Here is a 26,849-nt window from a genome sequence, read left to right as displayed (position 1 = left end):
TCCTTCATCAGCTAGAAACAGTCCCCCATTTTCTAGTTTACTGAAAAAACGGATGCCCGCCAATAGGGCATCCGTTTGCCTTGCGCTTACATTCCGGCGTACGAGTGCAGCCCCGCGATGACGAGGTTGACCGCCACTAAGTTGAACATGATGATGGCAAAGCCGATGACGGCAAGCCATGCCGACTTTTCCCCATGCCACCCTTTTGACAGCCGGAGGTGCAAAAAAGCGGCGTAAAACAGCCACGTAATGAGCGCCCATACTTCTTTCGGATCCCAGCCCCAAAAGCGCGTCCAGGCGATTTGCGCCCAAATCATGGCGAAAATGAGCGCCCCAAGCGTAAACACCGGAAACCCGATCGCCACCGCCCGGTAGCCGATTTCATCGGTCAAATCCAAGTTGACGTTTTTCACAAGCGGCTTGAGCGCGGCGGCGATGCGCTTGCGCAATAGAAGACGAAGAGCGGCATACAGCACCGCGCCCGCCATGAGCGACCAAATGACCGTGTTCAGCTTTTTCGCGTTAATGATCGCCGGCATCTCAACAAGCGGCGTCAATCGGTCTGCGCTTTCTTCCATCAGCTTCCCTTCGTGCGGCCCGACAAGCGCCGGCATATGGTACTCGACTTCAGCCGGCTGGCCGTTTTTATCAACCCATGCAAACTTCGCCTCATACCCGGAAAGCCCGAACGACGTCGAGACGATGACAAAGCCGAGCGTCGCCACGAGGCAAAACATGACGACTTCCAGCCAAAACGTGCGCTTGGACGGCTTCGACTGATCGACAACGCGAATCAAGTAAATTAACCCGGCGACAAAGCTGATCGCCAAAATCGCCTCCCCGGCGGCCGCCGTTGTCACGTGAATGTGCAGCCAGTCGCTTTGCAAAGCGGGGATGAGCGGCGAAATCTCACGCGGAAACATGCTCGCATAGGCGATGATCAGCAACGCAACCGGAAGCGCAAACAGGCCGAGTACGCTCAACCGGTAAATGAAATAAACGATGATAAAAGCGGCGACAAGCATCATGCCAAAAAACGTCGTAAACTCGAACAAGTTGCTCACCGGAGCATGCCCGGCAGCGATCCAGCGCGTCACAAAATAACCGACCTGGGTGAGAAAGCCGATGATCGTCACGGCAATGCCAAGCTGCGACCAACGGTCCTTTCCTTGCCGTTCCTTCCGTTTATCGCGAATGGCACCGCCAAAAAGAAACGTGCCGATCAAATATAACACAAACGAAATATAGAGCAATGTGCTGCTAAGCTGTGCCATGTCCATGAGCTTGTCCCTCCTGTCCGGCTTGTTTTCCTTCTTCGAGCCGATCGGCCGGCATCGTTAAGCCGGTGCCGTCAAGCAGGCGGCGCAGCTCGTTTTTCAGGCCGAACCAGTTTTTATTCGTATGGGCGGCGATCCATAGTTCGCCGTTTACCCGCTGCACCCAAACGCGGCGGTGGTTCCAATACATTCCTTGAATCAATCCGATCATGAAAATCGCGCCGCCCACCCCTAAAATCCAAAGCGTGAAATCACGGCGGACGGTTAAGCCGGAGACGTTGCGCGTCTCCAGTCCGGCAAACGCCATTTTGTATTTGTTGTCGCCAAACGGTTCGATCGTTTGCTGAATGGCAACGAAACTGACTTCCCCTTCCGGCCGGTCCGGCGCATACATTTTAAAGACGAATGCCGGGTTGTTCGGCACGCGCGATTTCGTCGACGGATTGCCGTCTTCGTCAAACTCAAAGTCAGGAAAATAGCTTAATAGTTCGACGCGGTAACCTTGTCCAAGATCGTATGATTCTTTCGGATCGTACAAATCTATCGTCACCGTACCGAACGTTTTGCCCGATGATTTGTCGGCCAGCTCAAACGACATCGACTTCGGTTCGTTCAGCCGGAAATCGACTTGATAGAGTGCGTAATGATTAAATTTCAACGGTTCATTGACGCGAATCGGGTATTCTTTCACTTTTTCAAGCTCCGGCTTGGCGCCGGCGACCGCCGGGTCGACACGCTTATACAAGACGACATTCGTCTGGTAGTTTTCCGCAATCATTCCATTTCCGACGCGGTCGATGGCGGCGTTGAACACCTCGTTGTCCTCGCCTTTTTTGTACGTATCAAAAATAAACTTTTCGCTTTTTAGAAAATATTGACCGTCAGTCCCGGGAATTTCTTTCGTTTCCCCTTCGCGAATCCACATCACTTCATCAATGTACATGCCCGGCACCGAGCGGAGCATCGCCCCGATTAAAAAAATGATCAAGCCGACATGATTCACATACGGCCCCCAGCGGGAAAAGCGCCCTTTTTCGGCCAACAGATGGCCGCCTTCTTCCCGGACGCGGTAACGCTGCCCGGCAAGCCGCTCCTTCAGCACAGCAACCGCTTTGTCCATATCGCTGACGCGCGAAACGCCAAACAGCCGCTGCCGCTCCAAAAAGTGCGGATGGCGCTTCACCCCTTGCCGTTTCAAGGCGCGGTAAAGCGGCACGACGCGGTCCAAGCTGCAAATGACGAGTGAGACGCCGATCAAGGCGATGAGCAAAATGTACCACCACGAGCCGTATAAATTGTTAAAGCCGAGCTCGTAATATAGTTTTCCCGCCCAGCCGTACTGCTCTTCGTAATAATCGGCCGGATTGGCGTTGGGCGGGATGTACATTTCTTGCGGAAAAATCGTGCCGATCGCCGAGGCGATGAGTGTGATGACGATGAGCGCCACTCCGACTTTGACCGACGAAAAAAACGCCCAAATTTGATCGACGATCGTTCGCTTGTACGTTTGTGACCGGCGCGCGCTCCCTTCGTAGCGCATGTCTAAAAGCGGTTTCTCTCCCTGCTCCTCAAGCGGCTTGCCGCACGACTCGCAAAACGCTGTGCCGTGCGGGTTAACGTGGCCGCATTCGCATTTCACGTGTTCCATCGCGCAAAACTCCTCACGGTTTAATGCTTTCTAGATGCTGCCTGATATCTTCTTTTGTCATCGTGCCGGTAATGATTTTCTTCACTTCGCCGTTTTTATCGATCAAAAACGTCGTCGGCAGCGGCCCGACGTTATACGCATTCAGCACTTGGTCTTGGCGGTCGATGACAATCGGAAACATTAAGCCGAACCGTTCGGCAAACTTTTCGACGCTTAGCTTCGGTTCGCCGACATTGACGGCTAAAATTTCCACTCCTTGCTTTTGATAGACCGGATACAGTTCATTCATATACGGCATTTCCCGTTCACACGGTTTGCACCACGTTCCCCAAAAATTCAAAAAGACGCCTTTGCCGCGGTAGTCCGAGAGACGGTGTTCGCGCCCTTCCAAGTCGACCAGCACAAAATCAGGCGCTGTTGAGCCGATCGCGACCGCCGTTTTCTCGGTAAAAAAGTTGGCGTAAATCGTATAGCCGAGCGCGGCGAGCAATGCGAGCAAAATGGCCGTTCTCATCACTAAGCGCTGTTGTTTTTTCATCACTCAAACCCCTTTAGTTTCTCATCCCCCCCTGCGGTCGCTGCCGCAGAGGTCCTGCATGGCGGTTCACAATCTCCCATTTTCCATTATAGCAAAGTTTCACTTTGCCCTATGCATGTGGATATGAACGTTATGTGACAAAGTTCATCACTATTTTTTCCCCCCGGATTGGGCAATCGCCCGCAGCAGTTTCACTTCATGCGGTGACAGCTCGCGATATTCGCCAGGGCGGAGCCCTTTTAAATCGAGAAACGCGTACCGCTCTCTCTTCAGCTTCAGCACTTCACAGCCGATCGCCTCAAACATGCGGCGCACTTGCCGATTCCGTCCCTCATGGATGCGAATTTCGACAATCGCCGTCCGCTTTTTCCGGTCGACTGAGAGCAGTTTCACTTTCGCCGGCGCCGTCACGCCATCTTCGAGCAGCACCCCTTTCTCGAGCTGCTTCAGCTGCTCGCGCGTCGGGATGCCTTTCACTTTTGCGACATACACCTTCTCGATCTCATAGCGCGGATGCATCAACAAGTTGGCAAAATCGCCGTCATTCGTCAGCAAGAGGAGGCCGGACGTATCATAGTCAAGCCGCCCGACTGGGTAAATGCGTTGGTGAAGGTCTTTAAAAAAATCGGTCACCACTTTGCGCCCTTTCTCATCTTTAACGCTTGAGATGACGCCGCGCGGCTTGTAGAGCAAATAATATACCGGTTCCTCGCGCTCAACCGGGATGCCGTCGACTTCAACATCGTCGCGCGGCCCGACTTTGACGCCAAGTTCGGTGACGATGCGGCCGTTGACTTTCACCCGCCCTTGCAAAATCATTTCTTCCGCCTTGCGCCTTGACGCGATGCCGGCGCGGGCAATCACTTTTTGCAGCCGTTCCATGTTTGCCTCACCTCTTTCATCATCTTACCCTTTCCGTCTAACAGATACAAGTTTGCCGATTTTATTTTTAACATATCCCGCCTGTCTTGCAAACAAAAAAACCCGCCGGTTTTCGGAAAATAAAAAACGGACGCGGTCAGCGCCCGAATACAAGCAAAACGATCAAAACGGAGACGATAAAGCTGAGGATGTCCGCTAAAATGCCGACTTTTAACGCATCGCCCATTTTTTTGACGCCGACGGCGCCAAAATAGACCGTAAGGACGTAAAGCGTCGTTTCCGTGCTGCCTTGAATGGTGGAAGCGAGACGCCCGATAAACGAGTCAGGACCATATGTCGCGATCAAATCGGTCGTCATCCCGAGCGCCGCTGTGCCGGAAATCGTGCGAATGGCGGCGAGCGGAACAACTTCCGCCGGCAGCCCGACGGCGGCCGCAAACGGCTTGATCACCTCCATCAGCGCATCAAGCGCCCCTGAGGCGCGGAAGATGGCGACGGAGACAAGCATGCCAACCAAATACGGAATGAGTGAAAAGGCGATGTCGATCCCTTCCTTGCCACCCTCGACAAACGCCTCATACGTCGGCACTTTTTTCGCTGTACCATAAAGCAAAATAAACGCGATCAACGCTGGAATGAGCCAAACTGACAAAAGTTGGACGATGGCCATTATGGCTTCCTGCCTTTCCGCATTCGTCTCCAATAATAATACCGGTCAATCAATACGGCTCCGAGTGTCGAAATCGTCGAGGCGACAACCGTCGTGCCGATAATCTCGCCCGGCGACGCCGACCCGTACGTCATGCGGATTGAAATGACAGTCGCCGGAATGAGTGTAATGCTTGACGTATTAATGGCTAGAAACGTCACCATCGATCGGCTCGCTTCATCGCGGCCGCCGTTAAGCCTTTTTAGCTGCTCCATCGCCTTAATGCCCATCGGCGTCGCCGCATTGCCGAGTCCGAACATGTTGGCGACCATGTTCGAGACGATATACCCGAGCGCCGGATGGCCGGGCGGCACTTCCGGGAACAGGCGGCGCACAAGCGGCATAAACAAGCGCGCGACTTTAGTAAGCAAGCCAGCCCGCTCAGCGATCGCCATCAGCCCAAGCCAGAACACTAAAATGCTGATCATGCCGATGCTGATCGTCACCGCCTCTTTCGCGCTTTCAAACACCGCTTTGTTCACTTCCTCCATCGTGCCGTTGACCGCCGCAAAGGCGATGCCGATGACGGCCATCATCACCCAAATCACGTTAACCATCGATTCTCACACCTAACAGCCGGAACAAATGAAAAAAAAATCCTTGCCCGCTTTCCTCGTGCTCCGGCTCGTAGAAAAGCGGCACAACATCGACCGCCTTCTTGCGCAAGTAAAGCACCGCCTTCCCAACCGCCGCCGGCGCGCGGCCCGGGTCGTCTTTCCATTCGTCGCGCGGCTTGAGCAAATACACTTTCACCCGCAGCCCGTCCATCTCCTTTTCGGTCACCGGATATTGCAAATCGCGGGCTGCACGCAGCCGTCCTTCGTAAAACGGGTCGGAAATTTTCTTCACGACCCGCTCGCCGCTGATTTTTGCAATATGGTAGTTGGAAAATCCGTATTCGTACATGGCAATATGATCGTTCCAGTCATCCGGGGCGTCCAACGTTACGGCAATCAAATCGACCCCGTCTTTGGACGCTGTCGTCACAAGCGTGCGATGCGCCCGTTTCGTATAGCCGGTTTTGCCGCCGGTGCAATATTCGTAAAGGCTTGTCAGCAGCTTGTTTTTATTCCGCCATACACGCGCCCCGTCTTCGCCGGGCGGAGCGGGGGCGCGGTATACTTTCGTCCCGGAAATGCGGCGAAACTCTTCATTTTTCATCGCATATTGCATGAGCAGCGCCATATCGTAAGCAGTCGAATAATGGTTTTCCGCATCGTCCAGCCCGTGCGGGTTGGCGAATTCCGTATCGCGCATCCCGATTTCAACCGCCTTTTCATTCATTAAAAACACAAACCCCTCGACACTGCCGCCGACATGTTCAGCAATGGCGACCGCGGCGTCATTGCCGGAACGAAGCATCAGTCCGTATACGAGATCGCGCAGTTTCATTTTCTCCCCTTGGCGCAAGTAAATTGACGACCCTTCCGTCCGGACGGCGCGGGCGCTGACTGTGACCGTATCATCAAGCTTTCCGGATTCAATCGCCAAAATGGCGGTCATAATTTTCGTAATGCTGGCGATGCGCCGTTTTGTATAGGCATCTTTGGCGAACAAAATCCGCCCGGAATGCTGCTCTATTAAAATCGCGCTTTTCGCGCTCACCCCTTCCATGGCGTGCAACCGCCCCGGAATGCATGACATGATCCCCGCAGCGAGCGCAATGAGCCAAACGAGTCGCTTCCATCTCTTCATCCGATATTGGCGAGGATCCCCCTCCTTCGGCAAGCGGGGAGGAATCGCCTGTTCCTCCTTTCCGATTAGGCTGAAATGAGCGCAACAGAGAAAACATTGCAACGGAAACAGGCTGAGCATGGAGGCCATGCTTTGTACAAGTGTATGCGCCGATCGGACAAATATGATGAAAAAATATCGCTATAGAAGCGCGCAACCCCCGCCAAAAGAGGGGAAGTACGGCGAGCGCATCATCTGTATGAAGCGCATCACCTTTCCGGAAAAACCGCCCTCCAGGCAGCGTTTGCCCGCTCAAAAAAAACAGGCGGGAGATCCCCCGCCCGTTTAAAATGGCTGCCAGCGCAGCTTCCGCGCTTCGACAAAGCGCGCTTCGACGTTGCGCCAGTTGACGACGTTCCACCAATGTTCGATATACGCCCCTCGGTCGTTTTTGTATTGCAAGTAGTAGGCATGCTCCCACACATCGAGCACAAGAAGCGGAATCACATCCCATTGCGCCATGAGCTGGTGTTTTTCCGCCTGTAAAATCTCGAGCCGATGTGCTCGCGGCGCCCAAACGAGCAGCGCCCAACCAACCCCCTCGGCACTTTTCGCCGCTTCGGTAAAGTGACGCCGGAAGGCAGCAAAGCTGCCGAAGTCTCGTTCCATTTGCGCCCGCAGCTCGCCGCGCGGCTCGCCGCCGCCTTCCGGATGCATGTTATGCCAAAAAATTGTATGCAAATAGTGGCCTGAGCCGTTGAACGCCGCCTCCCGCTCCCAATGTTTCAACAGCTCAAAATTGTTCGTACGGCGCGCCTCAGCCATCATGCGCTCCGCCTTGTTCAGACCGTCGACGTAGCTTTGATGATGCTTCGTATGGTGGAGACGCATAATTTCTTCGGAAATATGGGGCTCAAGCGCATCGTAGCTATATGGCAGCGGCGGCAGCACATGCTTGCCGGGCGGGATCGCCCGCTGCTGTTCGCTGTCCGCAGCATCCGCCTTGTGCGGCTGTTCTCCGCCAGGAGAATCCACTGATGGGGATATGACCGGCTCCGCCCGTTCCACCGCGACGGCCGGCTCTTGTTCGATATCCCCCTCGTGTTTGGTTACACCTTCAACAATTGCCCTTCCATCGTCATCACCTTCCTGCTCAGGCGAAACAGCTCCTTCTTCCCGCCGCGACAAGTCTTCCTCCTGCCCATCGGCGGACGAATCGGCAAGGCGGACGGCTCGTGCGTACACATCGTCAACAAGACGCTGCAATTCATCAATTTCCGTCTCCGTCCATTCGTCTCCGTGTTCTTCAATGTACGCCAACAAAGAAGAAAGGCCGACGTCCTCCGCCACTCCGCGCGCGGACAAGGCGAGCTCTACTTGTTTCCCCCACTCGGCCGCTTCGAGGGCATAGTGACGAAGCGCGGCGGCGTACACATCATCAACAAAGCGCATGAGCTCGCGAACCGCCTCTTCCGTCCATGCGCCGTCATGTTCAGCGATAAACTGCAACAGCGATGAAGCGCCATCAGTGCTTGCCCCGCGCAGAGCCAGCACGTGCTTGACTTTCTCTCCCCATTCGTTCACCCCGGCTGCATATTGGGCGAACCTCATTTGATCGTCCATTTGGTAAAAACCTCCTCCTGCTTTTTTCGCCATATCGTATGCCGGCTTAGGGAAATCGTTCTTGTCCGCATTCACCCAAAATTCCGGCCACTCATACATATAAGAGCGGGGCGATATCCATTGAAAAACAGAAGGAGGGAAAAAGCGGAATCATCGCGCTTCTCCCGGGCGATCGGTTCCGCGAATTACAGATGAGCAAACCGCTGGAACAAGAGGCGCTTTTTGAACTCCGTTTTTGGATGCAAATTCTCGGCGATCACTGCCGTTTTCTTCTTGAAGCGCTCGCCGAAAGGGAGCAAGCGGAAATTAACGAAGCAAAACAGCTGCAGCGCCTGTTTGACGACTTGCTGGCCGAAGCGCGCCGGCCGGAAACTATCGGAACGTGGTCCGCGCTCATCGCCCGCGGAAAAGAGGCCGGGGAACGGCTGCGGACGTTTAAGCTGCACGTGCTGCGGCGCCATTTGACTGGACAAATTCGTCTTTCATTGCCACCGACGTTTGTCAACCATATGGTAAACGAACTTGATGAATGGCTGCGGCTCGCCAACTGTTACGTCCAAGGCGCGCGGCCGCCGCACGTTCATCCGCTCCACCACGATTTGCTTTGGCTGCTTGACGCTGCCGGCCATGCCGGGGCGATTCACGACCGGCTCGACCATACGGAAAAACAATTGAAAAAGCAAAGTCATATGTTTACAAAAGAATGGGAGGCGTTCTACTTAAAAGCCATTGAAATGGCCGGCTACTTGCGGACCAACATTCATCAGTTCCCGGCGCTTTCCCGCTTCCACCAACAAATCGAACTCGAGATGGCCATTTTCCAAAGCTTTTTGCATGAGCTTGAGGAAATGGAATTGAACAATGAGGTGCTCGGCGTGCTGTCGCCGCTGATGGCCGACCATATGGCGCGCGAGGAATGTTATTACTTGCAAAAGCTAGCGGAAACAACCGGCGAAGTAAAGCCGCCGGCGTGCGACCCGAAGAAGCCGCGGACAGAGTAGCCGACATGAGAAAAAGCGGTCCGCCGACGGAAACCGCTTTTTCGTGAAAATGCATGCGTCTTGATGCGTCATTTTCATGCCCGGGTGGAGGGCAAAACGTTGCCCATGGAACGTTTCCATGGAATAAGTGATGGGGCTTGGCGGGCAGCAAGCAACGCCCGTCCGCCGACCGGCTCCGGCTGCTCCCCAAACCGGTCGTGTCGGTCAGCGTAAAAAGCGCTGTACTTCCGGACGTTCTCCCGTTACGACGACAACGGCAGACGGCAGGCGCCGGAGGCCGCCCATTCGCTGACTAACGCCTGCAACGTTTTGGCATCAACGGCGGCAAAATAGCGGCACAGTTCGCCTTCATCACGAATATAGACGCGCCGGCGCTGCCGGTAAGCCGGATTTTTCCATAGGCAAACGAGGGCGACGATCTCGCGTAAATGGATGTCACGTCCGGCGGCAGTAAACAGCGGGTCTCCTTCGTATGGCAACAGGTCGAACAGCGCTGTCTCAAAATGACGCAAATACAAAACGGACAGCGTCCGCTCTTCACCGCCGTCACGATAGGTGACTTCCGAGCGGTTAAAATAGTCTTCAAACGTGTTGGACTGCGACTTTTGCAGCTCTTCGCCGTACAAGCGGCAAACGTCCATGAGCGCACCCCTTCCCGATCAGCCGTTTTTTCTTTAGTTTACCATATTACATCCTTTCGTCGCTCAAATTTTCAGCCAATTTTTCAAAAAACAAGTCCGCTTCCCGCTCGAGCTCGCCATCATCTGCCCATTCAGGCAGCGGCGGCAGCTCCTCGAGCGTGTTGAGCCCAAAATAGTCGAGAAATTCCGCCGTTGTGCCGTACAAAATCGGTCGGCCGGTTCCTTCAGCGCGCCCGACTTCTTTAATGAGCGCCCGGGCCATCAGCGTCTGCAGCGGCTTGTCGCTTTTCACGCCGCGAATTTCCTCAATTTCCGCACGTGTAATCGGCTGGCGGTAGGCGATGATGGCCAGCGTCTCAAGCGCCGCCTGTGACAGCGATGACGCCCCCGGCGCCTCAACGAGCTTTTTTAAGTATAGAGCGTGCTCTTTTTTCGTTGTCAGCAAAAACACGCCGGCCAGCTCCATGAGCTGAACGCCGCGCTCTTCCCGGCTGTAATCTTCCTGCAGCGCCGCGATGACTGCTTTCGCCTCCGATTCGCCGACATCGAGCACAGCGGCGATTTGCGCGAGCGACAGCCCCTCGTCGCCGGCGGCAAACAGCAGCGCTTCAACGATCGCCTTTGCCGGGCGCACCGCGCTGGCACCATCTTGTTTCACTGTTTCCCGGTGTTCCATCGCGCTTCGTTGCACCAAGCTTTCCTAGTTGGCGCAACAGTCCCCCTTTCCGTCTGTTTCCCATGGCTGCGGAGACGGCAGCCGCTTCGCACGGGTGGCGTGCACCGTCTGTGAATATCCCTATGGGGCAACGTTCACACCATTCCCCAAGTCAACGGTGCAGCCGGCCCGCCGCAGCCAAACCGGCGCCGCTTTAGACGGCCGGATGTTTGGCCGCAATAAATAAATCACCGAAATTCCGCTCTTGTTCAATGATAATCTCATTTTGCTTCATCAATTCCAAAATCGCTAAAAAGGTGACGACGATATACGAACGGTCATAGGACGGAAACAGCTCATAAAAATTTTTCCGCCCTTTCGTTTGCCTAAGTTCATGCAAAAGTTCTGCCATCCGCTTTTCGACGGAAATATCTTGCCGGGTAATTTTCGTCCGCACCGGCTTTTGCAGCTTTTTGCGGCGCAGCAGCTTCGATAAGGCGCCGAGCATATCGTATACGTTGACGTCCAGCGGTACGGCCGCCTTTTTTTCACCGGCATACGCGCTTAAGTCGCTCGGCGGCTTCGTAAATAAAAGCGCCCGCTCTTCTTCGCGCCGCTTCAGCTCGCGCGCCGCTTCTTTAAATTTTTTGTACTCAAGCAGCCGCTGCATCAACTCTTCGCGCGGATCGTCCGGCTCGGCAAACTCCATGTCGCCATCGGCCTCTTCCTCCGGCGCCGGCAGCAGCATTTTGCTTTTTATTGCCAACAGCGTAGCCGCCATCACTAAATATTCGCTGGCGATATCCAGCTCGAGCTCTTGCATGGCGTGAATGTACGCCATATACTGTTCTGTAATTTGCGCTACCGGAATATTGTAAATATCAATCTCATAGCGATTGATTAAATGCAAAAGCAAATCAAGCGGTCCTTCAAACGCCTCAATTTTGACATTGTACGGCAATTGCACATCCATCCCACCATTTTTTCCACAGCCATCGTCCGTGCATCCTGTTCCCGGTTGCGGTATATTTATTGTACCATAATCACACGATGAAGCGAACGGAAACTAACCGCTTTTTGCCCTTGGAACCGCCGCGGCGTATAATGAAGAAGAAGTCCCTCCCCTTCACCGCGACAACCGTTGCCGTCAGACAGAAGGAAGGATAGCAGTCTCCACTTCGCACCGCCGGCAAGGCTGCTTTCCAACCGGTTAGGCCTTTACGAAAGGAACGATGGTTGATGTATCCGAAAGCATATATTGATTATTTAGTTCATTTCCATGGTGACCGCGACTATTTTGAATGCCATGAAATTTTAGAAGAACAATGGAAACAAGACGGCCGAAAAAAAGGATGGCTTGTGCTCATCCAAATCGCAGTCGCTTTCTATCATTACCGGCGCGGCAACATTTCAGGGGCGCTGCGCCTTATTAAACGGGCGCGGGGACTGCTTGAAGAAACGGGGGGGATGGTTCGCCAGCTCGGCCTCGATGATCAGACGCTCGCTGCCTTGCTTGATAACACGGCTAGACGCATCGCCCGAGGCGAACCGTATGAAAGCATCGAACTGCCGATTGCTGACCGCTCGCTCTATGAACAATGCCGGGCCGCCTGCGCCGAGCGGCAGCTCGTTTGGGGGCAGGCAAGCGATGTCGCTGACGTTGATCTCGTCGATAAACACCGGCGTCGCGACCGCTCGGGGGTTATCGCCGCCCGCGAGCAAAAAAAGCGGGCCAAAGCAGAGGGGAAGTAAGCCTTCCCTTCCGCCGCCCGCGAAAGCGCGGCGCCGCGCCGGGTTTCTTATTCAGCTAGCACGTTTGACATTTATCGAAAAACGAGGCGGTCCACTCGTTGGCGCATAGCCGGCGGTCAGGGTACGCCTCTTGTAACGCCTTGACCATCTGTTTCCCGATCCCTTGATGGCGGTGTGACGGGTTGACGCTAATGTGTTGGATTTGCACAACATCGGGAGCGCGCAGCAGGACGCCGATAATGCCGACGATGTCATCCCCTTCTTTCCATAAAAACAATTGCCAATCGCTGTTCGTTTCGTATTGTTTGATCGTCTGCTGCAGCCGTTTCAAGTCTTTTTCCGTCGGCATAAACGACAACAGTCCCATGGCGATTTTCTCATAGTTTTTTCGGTAACGGATTAACATAAAAATCCCTCATTATCGACAAACGCTTTTCCGAAACGGAAAAGGTTTTGTCATTTTCTCTATACGTATTATAAACATTCTCACCGATATTGTGAACCATTTCATGCCTTTTTACGCAAATTACGCAAGCGTCCGCAGGACGTTCGCCATTTCGATCGCGGACACAGCCGCCTCCCATCCTTTATTGCCCGCTTTTGTACCCGCCCGCTCGATCGCCTGCTCGATCGTATCGGTGGTCAAAACGCCGAAAATGACGGGGACGCCGCTTGAGAGCGCCGCATGGGAAACACCTTTGGCCGCCTCGCTGCACACGTAGTCGAAATGGCTTGTTGCGCCGCGGATGACGGCGCCAAGCGTAATGACAGCATCAAATTGCTTCGACTCGGCCATTTTTTTCGCCATGAGCGGAATTTCAAACGCGCCGGGCACCCATGCGACGGTGATGTCGTTATCGCTGACGCCATGCCGCGTCAATCCGTCGATGGCACCGGACAAGAGCTTGCCGGTAATAAATTCGTTAAAGCGCGCGACGACGATGCCGATTTTCAACCCGGTGCCGACTAAGTTTCCTTCGATGATGTTCATGTTTCTTTCCCCTTTCATCAAAAATGAAGCATATGCCCTAATTTTTCATGCTTTGTGCGCAAATATTTTTCATTCTCCTTTTTCGTCGGCATTTGAAGAGGTACACGTTCGACGACTTCGAGCCCGTGCCCTTTTAAGCCGGCGATTTTACGTGGATTGTTCGTTAACAGGCGCATTTTCGTCACGCCGAGGTCTTTTAAAATTTGCGCCCCGATGCCATAGTCGCGCAAATCAGCCGGAAAGCCGAGCTTTTCGTTCGCCTCGACCGTATCGTAGCCTTGCTCCTGCAGCTTGTAAGCGCGCAGTTTGTTCATAAGGCCGATGCCGCGCCCTTCCTGACGCATGTAAAGCAGCACGCCCGCCCCTTCCGCTTCAATTTGCCGCAGCGCCGCATGCAGCTGCGGGCCGCAATCGCACCGGTATGACCCGAACACATCGCCGGTTAAACATTCGGAGTGGACGCGCACAAGCGTTGCTTCGTCCGGAACGATCTCACCTTTCACGAGCGCGACGTGCTCTTTTCCGTCAAGGACGTTCGTGTAGCCGATGGCGCGAAACTCCCCGAACTCGGTTGGCAGCGAAATTTCCACTTCGCGTTTCACCAGCTTTTCCCGCTGACTCCGGTACGCGATTAAATCTTTAATCGTAATCATCTTCAGCCCAAATTGGTCGGCAATTTGCCGCAAATCCGGAACGCGCGCCATCATCCCGTCCTCTTTAATAATCTCGCAAATGACGCCGGCCGGCTTCGCCCCGCAGAGACGGGCCAAATCGACTGCCGCCTCCGTATGGCCGGCGCGCCGCAGGACACCGCCTTTTTTAGCGATGAGTGGAAAAATGTGTCCCGGCCGCTTAAAATCGCTCGCCTTTACGTCCGGATCAAGCAGCGCCTGGATCGTTGCAGCCCGTTCGTAAGCGCTGATCCCCGTCGTCGTCGTTTTGTAGTCGACGCTTACGGTAAACGCCGTCCCGTGCGCATCGGTGTTATGGACAACCATCGGTTCAAGCCCGAGTCGCACTGCCAGTTCTTCCGTAATCGGGACACAGACGAGCCCCCGGCCGTGGGTGATCATAAAGTTAATAACGTCCGGCGTCGCTTTTTCAGCTAACGCGACAAAATCGCCTTCATTTTCGCGGCCTTCGTCATCGCAAACGATGACGACTTCGCCGTTTTTCAGCGCGGCCAGCGCCGCTTCAATCGTATCAAACATGGCAGCTTGCCCCCTTTTCCGCTTATTTATAGCCGTGCTGCTCCAAAAATCCAATCGTCACCCCGGAAGGCGGCGTTTCGTTCTCGGCGAGAAAGGCGGCGACGTATTTGCCGATCATATCGCATTCAATATTGACGAGGTCGCCGGGCCGTTTTTCACCTAAAATCGTCGCCTCCCGTGTATGCGGAATGAGCGAAACGGTGAACGTACGCTCGCTCAAGCCGAAAATTGTCAAGCTCGTCCCATCGACCGCCACTGACCCTTTGTAAATCATATATGAACGCAATGAAGCTGGCACTTCGATTTCGTAGTAAACAGCGTTCGCCTTCGGCCATTGGCGGACGATGCGCCCGACGCCATCGACATGACCGGTGACAAAATGGCCGCCAAACCGGCCGCCGGCCGCCATCGCTCGCTCTAGGTTGACCTTTGCCCCTGGCTTTAAGGCGCGCAACGCTGTTGCCTTCACCGTCTCCGGCATGACATCGACCGTGAACTGCCGGGAAGTGAATGAGGTGACGGTCAGGCAGACGCCGTTGACGGCGATGCTGTCGCCGAGCCGGACGTCTTCAAGCACCCGCTTGGCGCCAATCGTCATCACAATGGCGTCGCCCGTTTGCCTCATTTGTTCAACCGTACCGACCTCTTCAATAATGCCGGTAAACATCGCTACTCCTCCTTCCTTTTCGGTGCGGCGACGATTTTTATGTCCGGGCCGACCGTCTCAATCCGCCGGATATCAAGTTCCATCGCCTCGGCGAGACGCGAGAAACCGAGACCGCCGACCGGCGTCGGCGCTTCGCGGCCGCCGATGAGCTTTGGGGCGATATAGGCAACCACTTCGTTAACCGCCCCGGCACGAAGAAAGCTGTCATGAATGCGCGAGCCACCCTCGACAAACAACGATGTGACGCGCTGCTCGCCGAGCAGAAAGAGCACGTCACGCACATCAACGTGTGCGCTCGCCATCGGCACGATGCGCACCCCGAGGCGCTCATATGCCTCCGCTTTTTTCCGGCTGATGCCGCTGCCGGTGACAATCCACGTTTCCGCCTCCTTGTCGGTGACGACGTGGGCGTCAAGCGGCGTATGCAGCTTCGTATCCAAAATGATGCGCAGCAAGTTTTTTCGTTGTTGCCCGATGCGCACTGTCAATTTCGGATTGTCGGCTAAAACGGTGTTGACGCCCACTAAAATGGCGTCATGTTGGGCGCGGAGACGATGGACATCCTCACGCGCCGCGCTTGATGTGATCCATTTGCTTTCTCCCGTTGCCGTCGCGATTTTGCCGTCAAGGCTGCACGCATACTTGATCGTGACAAACGGCGTTTTCGTCTTGATATAGTGAAAAAACATGCGATTTAGCTCATCTGCTTCTTCTTTTAATATTCCGACATCAACGTCAATGCCTGCACGGCGCAGCTTATCAATCCCCTGCCCGGCGACAAGCGGATTCGGGTCGGTCGTCGCCACAACAACGCGGCGGACGCCGGCTTGAATAAGCAAATCGGCACATGGGGGCGTTTTGCCGTAATGGCTGCACGGCTCGAGCGTCACGTACACCGTTGCCCCGCGCGCCTTCTCACCGGCCATGCGGACCGCATGCACCTCAGCATGCGGCTCCCCTGCCCGTAAATGAGCGCCAAGCCCCACAACCGCCCCGCCGTTCACGACAACGGCGCCGACGGCGGGATTCGGGGACGTTTGTCCAACTCCAGCCTTGGCCACATCAAGCGCCAACCGCATGTAATGCTCATCGTTGTACACGGTATCCCCCTTTTCCCATAAAATAAAAAACCCCGGAAACTCTCCGGGGCTTTTGGACATGGGAGAATGATTTATGATGCGCATAGCGGCAGTCAAGAACATTTGTTCGTTCACGAATGTTACGCCTGCCGTGCGGAAACGGAAGCCGTTGCCATGCCGGACGGCAGACTCCGCCCTTGCCGGCACAGCTCGGCTGAAAATCGCTGTGCGCACATCCTCATCCTTCTCCCATCCAGACTATACTGTCGGCTCCGGAATCGCACCGGATCATGCCTATGCGGCTCGCGGGCTGAGAGGCTTTGGCCCCATCACCGCCGGTCGGGAATTTCACCCTGCCCCGAAGGATGTTTTAGCTGTATCTTATGTTTTATTATACCACACGAGCGGCCGGGAATCATCACTTTGCAATCCAAAGCCAATACACCGCTCCCCATACCAAGCTCGCCGCCAGCAAAATGAAAAACAAAAGCCAGTTGTTCCGGCTTGTCCGCTCCTCCTCTTCCGTCCGTTGCTTACGGTTCGTCAACCACTTTCACTTCCTTCATCACATCGCCGTTTTTCATCGCCTTAACAATTTCCATTCCCGATGTAACTTGACCAAAGACCGTATGCATCCCATCCAAATGGGGCTGCGGCTCATGGACGATAAAAAACTGGCAGCTGCCCGTGTCACGGCCGCGGTGCGCCATCGAAATCGCTCCGGTGACATGCCGGTGCGGATTGTTGTCCGTTTCGCACGGAATCGTATAGCCGGCATCGCCCGTCCCGTTGCCGCGCGGGCAGCCGCCTTGGCTGACAAAGCCGGGAATGACGCGATGGAACGTCAACCCGTTATAAAACCCTTCATTGGCTAATTTCTCAAAATTAGCCACCGTCACCGGTGCTTCGTTCGGGAACAGTTCAAATTCGATTTTTCCGCCATTTTCCATCAAAATATATCCTTTTTTCGCCATCAAGCTTCATCTCCTTTTTCCTGCATAAACTGTCTTTATCATACCATGATGGTCAAAAGGAAAGAAAGTAAAAACGTCTTTCCACCCAAACAGTTATTATTTTTTTAATATAATATTTTTGTATGAAAGATGAATGGGCACACTAATGATAGTGATAGATGAAGCGGAACTGTTAAGGGGGCTTCCGGCAATGTTGTTGATAACGGTAACCGTGATTGTATTTGTCGTTTTGTTCATCCTCATGCCGAAACAGCTTTCATCGCTTGAAATGTATACGACGTCGTTGTTTGCCATTTGCTTCGGCCTCTCTACCGATTTGTTTCTTGATCTCAAATATCATTTGTACGGCTATTTTTACCCGGGAGTCGACGGACCAGCGTATTGGTTTATGGTGTTTGTTTATGTCGTCGTCAATCTTTTGTTTTTAAACGGCTATCCGCTGCAACAACCCGTTTGGAAGCAAGCCGCTTACATCGGCGGATGGTCCGTTTTTTCCGTTCTCTACGAGATCGCCGCCCTGCGGACGGGGCTGCTTTACTATCACGCTTGGAAGCTTTCCTACTCGGCTGCTTTGTACCCGCTTTTGTTTTTGATTTTGCTTATCCATTTTTTCCTCGTGCGCCGCTTGGGGACGAAGGCAAAATGTCTTTCTGATAGAAAATCAAGTTAGCATACGGTATAATGATAGTGCATGTTGGGTGAACAGGAGGCGAGCTGTGTGAAACGAACGATCGCTTCATTGCTGCTTTGGGCGGTGCTGTTGGCGCTCCCGGGCATGGCGGCAGCCGATGCCGCACCGGGCGATGTCATTGTGACGCTCGGGGAAAACTTAACGACCGAACAAAAACAAAAAGTGCTTGAAGAAATGAAGGCGCCGGACGGGGCTCAGACAATTACTGTCTCAAACGCCGAAGAGCATAAATATTTGGATGGGCTCATCCCGAAAGCACAAATCGGCACGCGCGCCATCTCCTCGTCGATGATTACGATCGGTGAACCGGGCTCCGGATTGAATGTCGAGACGCATAACATCACATGGGTGACAAAAGAAATGTATACGAACGCCTTAATCACCGCCGGGGTGAAAGATGCCGACATTTACGTCACCGCCCCGTTCCCGGTTTCCGGCACCGCCGCCTTGACCGGGTTGATGAAGGCGTATGAAATTTCATCCGACCAAGCCATTCCGGACGCTGTGAAAAAAGTGGCGAACGAAGAAATGGTGCAAACGGCGAAGTTGGCCGATTCGATCGGCGCAGATAAAGCGGTCGCCTTGCTGGCGAAAATCAAAGAAGAAATCGCCACCAATCCGCCGCAAACAGACGCCGATTTGCGCGCCTTGATTGAGCGGATCGCCGGCGACCTCGGCATCACGCTGAGCGAAGACGAAATCAACAGCCTCATTTCCCTCTTTCATAAAATGCAAAACGCTAATATCAACTGGGATCAAGTGAACGACCAGCTCAGCAAGGCGAAAGAACAACTGTCGGCATTTCTGCAATCGGAAGAAGGAAAGACGTTTATCCAAAATATCGTCGATATTCTCAAAGAAATTTGGAATGCCATCAAATCGGCATTCTCCTCGAATCAATAAAAGCCCGCATAAGGCGGGCTTTTTATTTTCTCACCTTCGCTTTGAACGGCAAATCATGCTGGATTAAATCTTCGTACGTTTCCCGTTTGACAACGAGCTGGGCGTCGCCGTTCTCCACAAAAACGACCGCCGGGCGCGGCAGGCGGTTGTAGTTGTTCGCCATCGAATAGCCATAGGCACCGGTGCAAAAGACAGCCAAATAGTCGCCCGGCTTCGCCTCGGGCAGCGCGAGATCCCAAATGAGCATATCGCCCGACTCACAGCACTTCCCGGCAATCGAGACCGTTTCTGTTCGCTCGCCCAGCACCCGGTTGGCGAGCACCGCTTCGTATTTCGCCCCGTACAGCGCCGGACGGATGTTGTCGCTCATACCGCCGTCAACGGCAATATACGTGCGGACGTTCGGCACGTCTTTGCGCGAGCCGATCGTGTAAATCGTCGTTCCCGCATCGCCGACGAGCGAACGGCCCGGCTCGATCCAAATCTCTGGCAACGGAAGCTGGCAAGTCTCAGCTTGCCTTTTCACTTCTTTGACAATACAATCGACGTACGCTGACACCGGAATGGGATCGTCTTCTTCCGTATAGCGGATGCCAAAGCCGCCGCCAAGGTTAATAACCGAAGGGATAAATCCGTATGCTTTGTTCCATTCAGCCATCTTTGTGAATACTTTTTGTGCAGCAAGCACAAAGCCGGCTGTTTCAAAAATTTGCGAACCGATATGGCAATGAACGCCAAGCAGCTGAAACGAAGGCGAGGCCATCACACGGCGAAACGCCTCATCCGCTTGGCCATTGTTTAAGTCAAAGCCAAACTTTGAGTCTTCCTGTCCTGTTAAAATATAATCGTGCGTATGCGCCTCGACGCCCGGCGTAACGCGGAGCAAAACCGGGACCGCCCGGCCGGAAGCCAGCTGTTCAATCAGCTCAAGCTCGTAAAAGTTGTCGGCGACGATGCAGCCGATGCCATGTTCGAGCGCCATCGCCAGTTCGTCTCGGCTTTTGTTGTTGCCATGGAAATGGATGCGCTCCGGCGGAAACCCGGCAGCCAAAGCTGTATACAGCTCCCCGCCCGACACGACGTCAAGCGACAGCCCTTCCTCAGCAGCGAGCTGCACCATGGCAATCGAGGAAAACGCCTTGCTGGCGTAAGCCACTTGCGCCTGAACGCCATGGCGGTGAAACGCTTCTTTAAACGCGCGCGCCCGCGTCCGGATCAACGCAACATCATAAATATAAAGCGGCGTGCCGTACATCTCGGCCAGTTCGACCGTATCGACGCCGCCGATTTCCAAATGTCCTTTTTCATTGACACGGCTCGTCCCATGAAAAAACATAAAAATCCCTCATTCCTCATCAAAATGGTGCAGGAAAAGCAAAAAAGACAGTTCGCAACCGGGTAACTGTCTAAAAATAGCGCCGCAGAGCGATCGGCTCTGCCGCATAACGGGCTGCCGTACAACCAAGCTCCCGGGCGCGTCCAAACGAAGCGGACGGTTCATCAATCCCTCACTTTCAAAATGCGGAACATCAAAAATAACGGATCATCATGATGTAAACCCGCCCTCGTCGCTTTGCCTGAAGTGGAAGCTCTTCCGTTCGACGGCAAAAACAACCGTTCGTCTCTTTGAACGTTGCTTCAGGCCGTTCCAACTCCTGGCATCCGACGATTCAACGCTCTTTGGCGCCTCGGATCGTTTACGTTATAGAAGGCTTTTCCCGATTTTCGCATTAAAGATTCTCCATGCAGCCGTCTGTATCCCGTTCTTAAAGAACCGGATACCCTTTTATTTTATCATGCGTTTCGGCTGACGCCAACCGAAATTCATCTCCCGCTGACCGCCGGGCTAGGCTCTTTACGCGTTTGAAGCGGGATGTTGCTTCTGGACTGCGATAAAAGTTGCTTTGGCGCCATCGCAAAAAAGCGGCCGCCGATCTGCCCCAACCGAAACGGCCGCCTAGACCGTGAACGGAAAAACCGATACGATTCGCATCATGACGGCTGTTTTTGCCGGTCTTGCGGGTGAACGATGCTCGGGCGCACTTTCGCCCCGGCAGCCGAACGGCGGACGACAATTTGCATAAATGCCGCCGGATCAAAGGGAATGAACGGCCATAAGTACGGCGTGTTCAGCGAACGGATGCTCGCCAGCCAAAGCAAATAAACAGTTGTTCCAATAACGAGCCCGGGCACTTTAAATAAGGCGACCAATATGACAAGCGCCAGGCGGGAAATTTTATTGGCTACACTGAGCTCATAGCTTGGTGTCGCAAACGAACCGATCGCCGCCACTGCGACGTACAAAATGACTTCCGGCACAAACAGCCCGACATCGATGGCAATTTGTCCGATTAGGACAGCGGCAATTAAGCCCATTGCGGTCGACAGCGGCGTCGGTGTATGAATGGCTGCCATCCGCAAAAACTCAATCCCAAAATCGGCCAGTAAAATTTGCATGACAATCGGAATGTTCGTCTGTTTGTTCGGTCCGATAAACGCCCATGACTCCGGCAAGAGAGACGGCTCAAGCACAAACAGCACCCAAAGCGGCAACAAAAACAGCGATGACAAAATCCCTAAAAACCGCACCCAACGGACGAACGTCCCGACCCCTGGCGACTGCCGGTACTCTTCAGCGTGTTGAACATGGTGAAAAAACGTCGTCGGTGTAATAATGACGCTCGGCGACGTGTCGACCATAATGAGCACATGCCCTTCAAGCAAGTGTGTCGCGGCAACGTCCGGCCGTTCCGTATAACGGACGAGCGGGTACGGATTGTACCCCTGCTTGACTAAAAACTCTTCCACCGTTTTGTCACCCATCGTCAGCCCGTCAACATTGATTTGTTGCAATTCTTTTTTCACGAGTTCGACAAGCCCCGGATCGGCGACATCTTTAATGTAGGCGATGCATATATCCGTTTTTGACCGTTCACCGACTTGCAAAATCTCAAGGCGCAGCCGTTCATCACGGATGCGGCGCCGCGTCAGCGCCGTATTGACAATAATATTTTCAACATACCCGTCGCGGGCGCCGCGCACCACTTTTTCCGTGTCCGGCTCTTGCGGCTGCCGGCCCGGATAGCTGCGGACATCGACGGCAAATGCGGTTGATTCGCCCTCGATCAAGACGATGATCAGCCCGGACAGCAGCTTATCGACCGCCTCGTCAAGGCTCGACACCGGGCTCACCTGCTGATGAACGAGCCGGTTTTCAATAATCTGGCGCGCTTGGGCGACTTGGCGCTCGTCATCGTTGACGCGCACGATTTGTTTTAACAATTCGATAATATATTGCGTGTCGCATAAACCGTTGCAGTAATAAATATGTACTTCTCGGTTTAGCACATGAACTTTTCGCACACCTAAGTCAAAGCTTGTGCCGACGCCGATTCGTTTTTGCAAAAACTTGGCGTTGTCAACGAGTTTCTCCGCGATCGGCACCTTTTCCTTTTTCGCCTTTTCCGTCATGCCCCCCACTCCTTTCCAAAATCAACTCAACCGCCTTGTGCGTAATCGGCGCCCCGTTTTTGGCGTGATCCCGGTATCCCATTTTGCCGATATCGCCAATGCCGACGATAAGCGGAATGCCCAGCTGGTCCAAGCAATAGACGGTGTCGCCGTTAATCCGCCCGACGTCGAGATCGCGGACGCCTTCCTTATCGACCCCGTATTCAGTAATCAAGCCGTCGCGGTCGATGCTGACGTGCACTTTTGTCCATTCGCGCTGATGCGTATTAGAGGCGACCGCCAGCGCCCCGAGCACTTCGATTTGCTCATGCGTCGCGACATAGCGGAGTGCCTCTTCGCCGGATCCTTCTCCGATGGCGCCGCAGTCGTCAAACATGACAAACACTGGATCGTGCGGTGTTTGTAAAATGAGCTCCACAAGCTGTTCGCCGCTTAGTTTTGTCGGATTGCCCTGGGAGCGGGAGATGCAGCGGCCGCCTAAATCGGAGGCCACCTGTTCGATCGCCCGGCAGGCGAATTCGTCCCCATCGGTCACTAAAATCACCCGTCGTTTTTTCATGATCCCTACCCTTTCGGTTTGCAAATGAGCGCGGCGAAAAACGACCCGGCCACGATAAAAGCGAACAAGGCGCCGGCGAAGCGGAACACGGCCGCACCGGTCTCAACGAGACCACTAGGCCGCGGTTCGACCATCACGCCTTTCGCCAAAAAATAGCCAAACCCGCTCAGCGGCATCGTCGCCCCGGCGCCAGCCCAAGCGGCAAACCGATCATATACGCCGCTAAATCCAAGGAGAACGCCTAAAATCACAAGCGCGGCGGCGACGCCGGCCGGCGTCCATTTGCCGCGGTCGATGGCGAGCTGGGCAAGGGCGCATACCAGTCCGCCGGCCAAAAAAGCGCGGACGTATTCCATCATTCCATTCCCCCTTGACCGGGCATGAAAGCCCTTTTATGGCGGTGAATCCGACTCCCATTCGGCCGCTTCAAGAACAACACCGTGGGCGACGGCTGGAATCGACTGTTTTTGCTGCACCATCGTTTGGCTAAGGAGCGCCCCGGTGGCGACGATGAGCAGACGGCGGAACGTGCCGCGGTCGAGCTCATGAAGCAAATAGCCGTACGTGACGACCGCCGAACAGGCGCAACCGCTGCCGCCGGCAAACACCTTTTGATCCGGGCGGTAAATCATCAGCCCACAATCGTTATAAACATCGCTGATATCAAAGCCGGATTCGGCGAGCAGCTCGCGGACAATGACACTGCCAATGCGCGATAGGTCACCGGTGACAATCAAGTCGTAATCAGTTGGCGATGTACCTAAATCGCGAAAATGCCGCTCGATCGTATCCGCCGCTGCCGGAGCCATCGCTGCCCCCATATCGAGCGGATTCGTCAGCCCGGCGTCGATGACTTTGCCGATCGTCGCCGCCCGGATGCGCCATCGGCCCGAAGTGCGGCCAACGAGCGCAGCGCCGGCGCCCGTGACGGTAAATGTCGCTGTTTTCGGCTTTTGCACCCCAAGTTCGGTCGGATACCGGAATTGCCGCTCCGCGGTCGCGTTATGGCTGCTCGTCGCCACGAGCGCCGTATCGGCGAGCCCGCCGGCGACAAAAGCAGCGGCCGCCGCCAGCGTCTGCATCGAGGTGGAACAGGCGCCAAACAAGCATAAAAACGGCATCGGCAGCTCGCGGGCAACGTAATTGGACGTCGCATTTTGGTTTAACAAATCACCGGCTAAAAACAAATCAACATCACGGGCAGAAACGCCGGCCTTTTGCAGACAGCAGGCCACCGCCTCGCTCATCAACCGTCGCTCAGCCAGCTCCCACGTCTCTTCCCCGCAATATAAGTCGCGATGGCAAATGTCAAAATAGCCGCCAAGCGGTCCGTCGGCTTCGAACGGACCAACAGCGGTGGCAGCGGCCTTAATATAAATGTCCTCATCAAACACCCACGTCTGCTTTCCGACACGCTTCATGTCCTTCCCTCTTTTCGTTATGGCCAAAAGAGGCCGAGCACATAGGCAGCGATCATGCCGTAAATGATCGTTGCCCCGCCGGCTTTCAGCATCTGCCCGGCCACCCCGGCCGTCCATCCTTCGCTCCGATGCTCAATGGCCGCGCTGGCGAGGGCATTGGCCAACCCCGTGACGAGCATCATCGCACCGGCGCCGGCAAACTGGCTGAAGTCGTCATATTTTCCGGCGGCCGTCAGCGCGATCGCCAGCCCCGCCATCACCGTCACCGCCCATAACTGGGCCGCAAACGGGGGAGCGGCAAACAGGCGGCCATGCCATTCAGCAAGCCATTGCGCCAGCGTACAGAGCGCCCCGCCGGCCAAAAACGCCTTGACCGCGTTGGCCGCATACGGGGGAGAAGGCTGAAACGCCTTCACCTCACGGAGATAATTAGCCTTTAATCCCACGTTTCCCCCCTCCTTTTTCAGTGAAAGTAATCGACAAAGTAAAGCCAATGGAACAATGAACCCGCCACTTTGCCGAAAGCGATCGCCATCAATAAAATGACAATTTTATCATCAACACCGATTCGCTTCGCTAAAATCGGCCAAACGTTTAATACTTCCGTCAGCGCTGCAGCGAGCATGCCGATAAATATGCCATGCAGCAACCCGATCGGCGCCAGCCAATATTTAGATAAGTGCCAGACCGAATGGCGCAAGCTCATCCAGCCGCCGACGATGGCGCCGACGACGGCGCCCCACTCATAGGCGTGAATGCGCTTCATCGTTTTTGTCAGCTGCGTCAAACGCGGAATGACGCCAAGCACAACTAAAAAAGCGACAAACCCGCTCCCGACCGCCAGCCCTCCAGCGAAGCCGACGAATACTACCAGCAAAACCTCAAGCGTCGTCAAGGCGTCTCATACTTTCTTTGTTTTCATGCAAAATAACGTATTGGTCGATCGCCTGCTGGTAGTTGAACATTTCGACTTCAAGAGGGCTAGGCTCTTCATTAATCCGTTTGCGAAACCAATGGTTGAAAAATAACACCATCCCGATGCCAAGCCCGAGCGAATATGGAATTTGCAAAAGCAGCGGCTTGTCGACCGATTGGCCGGTCATCATTTCATACAAATGGCGATGCACTTGCTGCATGCTCACGTCTTCGTGAAAGTTCATAATGGCCATCGCTGAACCGACGAACAAAAGAAGCCAGACAAGAAGAAAAGAAGCCGTCGAAAACCGCCGTTTTTCATACACGACTTCGACGATCGTCTGCGACGGGCCGACCATCTGCACATCGAGCGACTCGTCCACATCGAGCACGGCCCGGACGATGTGCATCATATCGATAATGACGATATTTTTGTCGCTCGGCCGAATGCGATAGAGCGGAATCGCCTTCAGCCGCCGAATGAGCCTCTCATCCATCGCGGCCATTTGCGCTACCTGCCCTAAGGTGATGAGCGCCTCCGGTTTCACCTGCACACGATGACGCGGCTTAATGAACACGGTGTTTTCCATCTGTCCCACACCTTCATCCCCATTTTGTTTTTCTTTAGTTTGTTTGGCTGAAAAAAAGATCATGCAGCTTGCCGCCATTCACCACCAATTTCATAAAAATAGAAAAGAATGGGCCGAGAAACGCCCATTCTTTTCCTAAAAAATTTTCCATTTATATGATTAAAATACAAAACGAGATGGTCTGTCCGCTTTTTCCCACCAAGTACGGAAAAAATGGGCTCATCCGTCCATTTTTTCCTTTATGTGCTGCAATATTTTCTTTTCCAGCCGGGATACTTGCACTTGAGAGATGCCGAGTCTTGATGCCACTTCGGATTGGGTTTGGTCTTTGTAATAGCGCAAATAAACAATGAGCCTTTCGCGCTCGTCCAGTTCTTCGATCGCTTTTTTTAAGGCGATTTTGTCAAACCATGACGCCTCATCGGCGTCGGCGATTTGATCGAGCAATGTGATCGGGTCGCCGTCGTTTTCATACACCGTCTCATGGATCGATGCCGGCGAGCGGACCGCTTCTTGGGCGAGAACAACATCTTCCGGCGAAATACCTAAATGATCGGCGATTTCGGTGACCGTCGGCGCCCGCCCGCGCGTTTTTGACAGCTCGTCTTTTGCTTTGCGGATTTTATTGCCCATCTCTTTCAGCGAGCGGCTGACTTTCACCGTGCCGTCGTCGCGGAGAAATCGCTGAATCTCCCCGATGATCATCGGCACGGCGTACGTCGAGAACTTGACGTCGTACGATAAATCAAACTTATCGACCGATTTCAACAAGCCGATGCAGCCGATTTGAAACAAGTCGTCCGGTTCGTAGCCGCGGTTTAAAAAGCGCTGAACAACCGACCAGACGAGGCGCATATTTTTTTCAATAATTTCATCGCGTGCTTCCTGGTCGCCTTCCTGGCTGCGGCGGATCAGCTCCTTCATCTCCTGATCTTTGATTGGCGACTGATCTTGCTTGACATCGACATCCATAGGCA

31 protein-coding genes and 1 riboswitch are annotated in these 26,849 nt (G+C 54.2%); of the genes, 4 read left to right on the top strand and 27 right to left on the bottom strand.

The genetic code is table 11. The annotated features are described in order from the left end of the window. Positions 1–86: 86 nt before the first annotated feature. The 8 genes from ccsB to ACTVDO_RS02140 all read right to left on the bottom strand — a co-directional run bounded on the left by ccsB (position 87) and on the right by ACTVDO_RS02140 (position 8,351). Complete coding sequence (gene ccsB, locus ACTVDO_RS02175; protein ID WP_041267950.1) at positions 87–1,274, bottom strand: c-type cytochrome biogenesis protein CcsB; 1,188 nt, start codon at positions 1,272–1,274, stop codon at positions 87–89. Continuing rightward, complete coding sequence (locus tag ACTVDO_RS02170; protein WP_020960396.1) at positions 1,261–2,925, bottom strand: cytochrome c biogenesis protein ResB; 1,665 nt, start codon at positions 2,923–2,925, stop codon at positions 1,261–1,263. The genes ccsB and ACTVDO_RS02170 overlap by 14 nt, the downstream gene beginning before the upstream one ends. Before the next feature lie 13 nt (positions 2,926–2,938). Beyond that, complete coding sequence (gene resA, locus ACTVDO_RS02165) at positions 2,939–3,463, bottom strand: thiol-disulfide oxidoreductase ResA (RefSeq protein WP_442900945.1); 525 nt, start codon at positions 3,461–3,463, stop codon at positions 2,939–2,941. 150 nt (positions 3,464–3,613) lie between these two features. Further along, positions 3,614–4,345 carry a pseudouridine synthase gene (locus ACTVDO_RS02160; RefSeq protein ID WP_020960398.1) on the bottom strand — a complete coding sequence of 244 codons (732 nt, stop codon included), beginning with the start codon at positions 4,343–4,345 and terminating at the stop codon, positions 3,614–3,616. 136 nt (positions 4,346–4,481) lie between these two features. Continuing rightward, positions 4,482–5,015, bottom strand: coding sequence for a spore maturation protein (locus ACTVDO_RS02155; RefSeq protein WP_020960399.1), 534 nt, complete (start codon positions 5,013–5,015; stop codon positions 4,482–4,484). Next, on the bottom strand, positions 5,015–5,611 hold the full coding sequence (locus tag ACTVDO_RS02150; protein WP_020960400.1) for a nucleoside recognition domain-containing protein: 597 nt from the start codon (positions 5,609–5,611) through the stop codon (positions 5,015–5,017). Before ACTVDO_RS02150 ends, ACTVDO_RS02155 begins: the two co-directional genes overlap by 1 nt. Next, positions 5,604–6,749 carry a D-alanyl-D-alanine carboxypeptidase family protein gene (locus ACTVDO_RS02145; protein ID WP_442900964.1) on the bottom strand — a complete coding sequence of 382 codons (1,146 nt, stop codon included), beginning with the start codon at positions 6,747–6,749 and terminating at the stop codon, positions 5,604–5,606. The genes ACTVDO_RS02150 and ACTVDO_RS02145 overlap by 8 nt, the downstream gene beginning before the upstream one ends. Before the next feature lie 324 nt (positions 6,750–7,073). Beyond that, entirely contained in the window at positions 7,074–8,351 is a 1,278-nt protein-coding gene (locus tag ACTVDO_RS02140) for a superoxide dismutase (protein WP_023817674.1), read from the bottom strand. 191 nt (positions 8,352–8,542) lie between these two features. Here ACTVDO_RS02140 and ACTVDO_RS02135 point away from each other — a divergent pair, with 191 nt between their 5' ends. Next, positions 8,543–9,352: a DUF2935 domain-containing protein gene (locus tag ACTVDO_RS02135; RefSeq protein ID WP_442900944.1), complete on the top strand. Its 810-nt coding sequence runs from the start codon at positions 8,543–8,545 to the stop codon at positions 9,350–9,352. 242 nt (positions 9,353–9,594) lie between these two features. Here ACTVDO_RS02135 and ACTVDO_RS02130 read toward each other — a convergent pair whose 3' ends face one another. From ACTVDO_RS02130 to ACTVDO_RS02120, 3 genes are all read right to left on the bottom strand, one after another. Then, entirely contained in the window at positions 9,595–9,993 is a 399-nt protein-coding gene (locus ACTVDO_RS02130) for a hypothetical protein (RefSeq protein ID WP_020960404.1), read from the bottom strand. Between the two features lie 46 nt (positions 9,994–10,039). After that, positions 10,040–10,669 (bottom strand): SMC-Scp complex subunit ScpB, encoded by a 630-nt coding sequence (scpB, locus tag ACTVDO_RS02125; protein WP_442900963.1) that lies wholly within the window; start codon positions 10,667–10,669, stop codon positions 10,040–10,042. A gap of 193 nt (positions 10,670–10,862) precedes the next feature. Then, a complete protein-coding gene (locus ACTVDO_RS02120) occupies positions 10,863–11,621 on the bottom strand; it encodes a segregation/condensation protein A (protein ID WP_020960406.1) in 759 nt (252 codons plus the stop codon). Between the two features lie 266 nt (positions 11,622–11,887). On the opposite strand from ACTVDO_RS02120, the gene ACTVDO_RS02115 reads away from it, so the two are divergent. Beyond that, on the top strand, positions 11,888–12,400 hold the full coding sequence (locus ACTVDO_RS02115) for a DUF309 domain-containing protein (RefSeq protein ID WP_020960407.1): 513 nt from the start codon (positions 11,888–11,890) through the stop codon (positions 12,398–12,400). A 55-nt stretch (positions 12,401–12,455) separates the two neighbouring features. Here ACTVDO_RS02115 and ACTVDO_RS02110 read toward each other — a convergent pair whose 3' ends face one another. The 7 genes from ACTVDO_RS02110 to ACTVDO_RS02080 form a co-directional block, all read right to left on the bottom strand. Beyond that, complete coding sequence (locus ACTVDO_RS02110) at positions 12,456–12,806, bottom strand: GNAT family N-acetyltransferase (RefSeq protein WP_020960408.1); 351 nt, start codon at positions 12,804–12,806, stop codon at positions 12,456–12,458. 120 nt (positions 12,807–12,926) lie between these two features. Then, entirely contained in the window at positions 12,927–13,391 is a 465-nt protein-coding gene (ribH, locus tag ACTVDO_RS02105; RefSeq protein WP_020960409.1) for a 6,7-dimethyl-8-ribityllumazine synthase, read from the bottom strand. Between the two features lie 17 nt (positions 13,392–13,408). Beyond that, positions 13,409–14,602, bottom strand: a complete 1,194-nt coding sequence (locus ACTVDO_RS02100) for a bifunctional 3,4-dihydroxy-2-butanone-4-phosphate synthase/GTP cyclohydrolase II (RefSeq protein ID WP_442900943.1) — start codon at positions 14,600–14,602, stop codon at positions 13,409–13,411. Between the two features lie 22 nt (positions 14,603–14,624). After that, positions 14,625–15,269: a riboflavin synthase gene (gene ribE, locus ACTVDO_RS02095; RefSeq protein WP_020960411.1), complete on the bottom strand. Its 645-nt coding sequence runs from the start codon at positions 15,267–15,269 to the stop codon at positions 14,625–14,627. A gap of 2 nt (positions 15,270–15,271) precedes the next feature. Continuing rightward, complete coding sequence (ribD, locus tag ACTVDO_RS02090) at positions 15,272–16,369, bottom strand: bifunctional diaminohydroxyphosphoribosylaminopyrimidine deaminase/5-amino-6-(5-phosphoribosylamino)uracil reductase RibD (protein WP_023817677.1); 1,098 nt, start codon at positions 16,367–16,369, stop codon at positions 15,272–15,274. Positions 16,370–16,585: 216 nt separating this feature from the next. Beyond that, positions 16,586–16,718, bottom strand: a riboswitch (FMN riboswitch). 48 nt (positions 16,719–16,766) lie between these two features. Further along, entirely contained in the window at positions 16,767–16,895 is a 129-nt protein-coding gene (locus ACTVDO_RS02085; RefSeq protein ID WP_020960413.1) for a hypothetical protein, read from the bottom strand. Beyond that, a complete protein-coding gene (locus tag ACTVDO_RS02080; protein WP_020960414.1) occupies positions 16,882–17,322 on the bottom strand; it encodes a peptidylprolyl isomerase in 441 nt (146 codons plus the stop codon). The genes ACTVDO_RS02085 and ACTVDO_RS02080 overlap by 14 nt, the downstream gene beginning before the upstream one ends. 190 nt (positions 17,323–17,512) lie before the next feature. Between ACTVDO_RS02080 and ACTVDO_RS02075 the strand changes: the two genes are divergently transcribed. After that, on the top strand, positions 17,513–17,992 hold the full coding sequence (locus ACTVDO_RS02075; protein WP_020960415.1) for a CBO0543 family protein: 480 nt from the start codon (positions 17,513–17,515) through the stop codon (positions 17,990–17,992). A gap of 48 nt (positions 17,993–18,040) precedes the next feature. Then, positions 18,041–18,916 (top strand): DUF1002 domain-containing protein, encoded by an 876-nt coding sequence (locus ACTVDO_RS02070; protein WP_020960416.1) that lies wholly within the window; start codon positions 18,041–18,043, stop codon positions 18,914–18,916. A 22-nt stretch (positions 18,917–18,938) separates the two neighbouring features. Here the strand turns inward: ACTVDO_RS02070 and lysA are convergent, their stop codons facing one another. The 9 genes from lysA to sigF all read right to left on the bottom strand — a co-directional run bounded on the left by lysA (position 18,939) and on the right by sigF (position 26,844). Then, positions 18,939–20,252: a diaminopimelate decarboxylase gene (gene lysA, locus ACTVDO_RS02065; protein WP_020960417.1), complete on the bottom strand. Its 1,314-nt coding sequence runs from the start codon at positions 20,250–20,252 to the stop codon at positions 18,939–18,941. A 656-nt stretch (positions 20,253–20,908) separates the two neighbouring features. Next, positions 20,909–22,387 carry a spore germination protein gene (locus ACTVDO_RS02060; RefSeq protein WP_020960418.1) on the bottom strand — a complete coding sequence of 493 codons (1,479 nt, stop codon included), beginning with the start codon at positions 22,385–22,387 and terminating at the stop codon, positions 20,909–20,911. Next, entirely contained in the window at positions 22,335–22,946 is a 612-nt protein-coding gene (locus tag ACTVDO_RS02055; RefSeq protein ID WP_020960419.1) for a stage V sporulation protein AE, read from the bottom strand. The genes ACTVDO_RS02060 and ACTVDO_RS02055 overlap by 53 nt, the downstream gene beginning before the upstream one ends. A gap of 5 nt (positions 22,947–22,951) precedes the next feature. Beyond that, positions 22,952–23,302, bottom strand: coding sequence for a SpoVA/SpoVAEb family sporulation membrane protein (locus ACTVDO_RS02050; RefSeq protein ID WP_041267952.1), 351 nt, complete (start codon positions 23,300–23,302; stop codon positions 22,952–22,954). Between the two features lie 36 nt (positions 23,303–23,338). Continuing rightward, entirely contained in the window at positions 23,339–24,367 is a 1,029-nt protein-coding gene (gene spoVAD, locus ACTVDO_RS02045) for a stage V sporulation protein AD (RefSeq protein ID WP_020960421.1), read from the bottom strand. A 17-nt stretch (positions 24,368–24,384) separates the two neighbouring features. Beyond that, the gene (locus tag ACTVDO_RS02040) at positions 24,385–24,813 is read right to left on the bottom strand and encodes a SpoVA/SpoVAEb family sporulation membrane protein (RefSeq protein WP_020960422.1); all 429 of its coding nucleotides are present in this window, start codon (positions 24,811–24,813) and stop codon (positions 24,385–24,387) included. A gap of 17 nt (positions 24,814–24,830) precedes the next feature. Beyond that, on the bottom strand, positions 24,831–25,262 hold the full coding sequence (locus tag ACTVDO_RS02035; RefSeq protein ID WP_442900942.1) for a stage V sporulation protein AB: 432 nt from the start codon (positions 25,260–25,262) through the stop codon (positions 24,831–24,833). Next, positions 25,249–25,872, bottom strand: coding sequence for a stage V sporulation protein AA (locus tag ACTVDO_RS02030; protein ID WP_020960423.1), 624 nt, complete (start codon positions 25,870–25,872; stop codon positions 25,249–25,251). The genes ACTVDO_RS02035 and ACTVDO_RS02030 overlap by 14 nt, the downstream gene beginning before the upstream one ends. Before the next feature lie 219 nt (positions 25,873–26,091). After that, positions 26,092–26,844: an RNA polymerase sporulation sigma factor SigF gene (sigF, locus tag ACTVDO_RS02025; protein ID WP_020960425.1), complete on the bottom strand. Its 753-nt coding sequence runs from the start codon at positions 26,842–26,844 to the stop codon at positions 26,092–26,094. Positions 26,845–26,849 lie beyond the last annotated feature (5 nt).

Source organism: Geobacillus sp. BK01 (assembly GCF_052220245.1).
Classification (GTDB): Bacteria; Bacillota; Bacilli; order Bacillales; family Anoxybacillaceae; genus Geobacillus.
The sequence above is the reverse complement of the archived record's forward strand: the minus strand, read 5'-3'. Positions and strand labels throughout refer to the sequence as shown.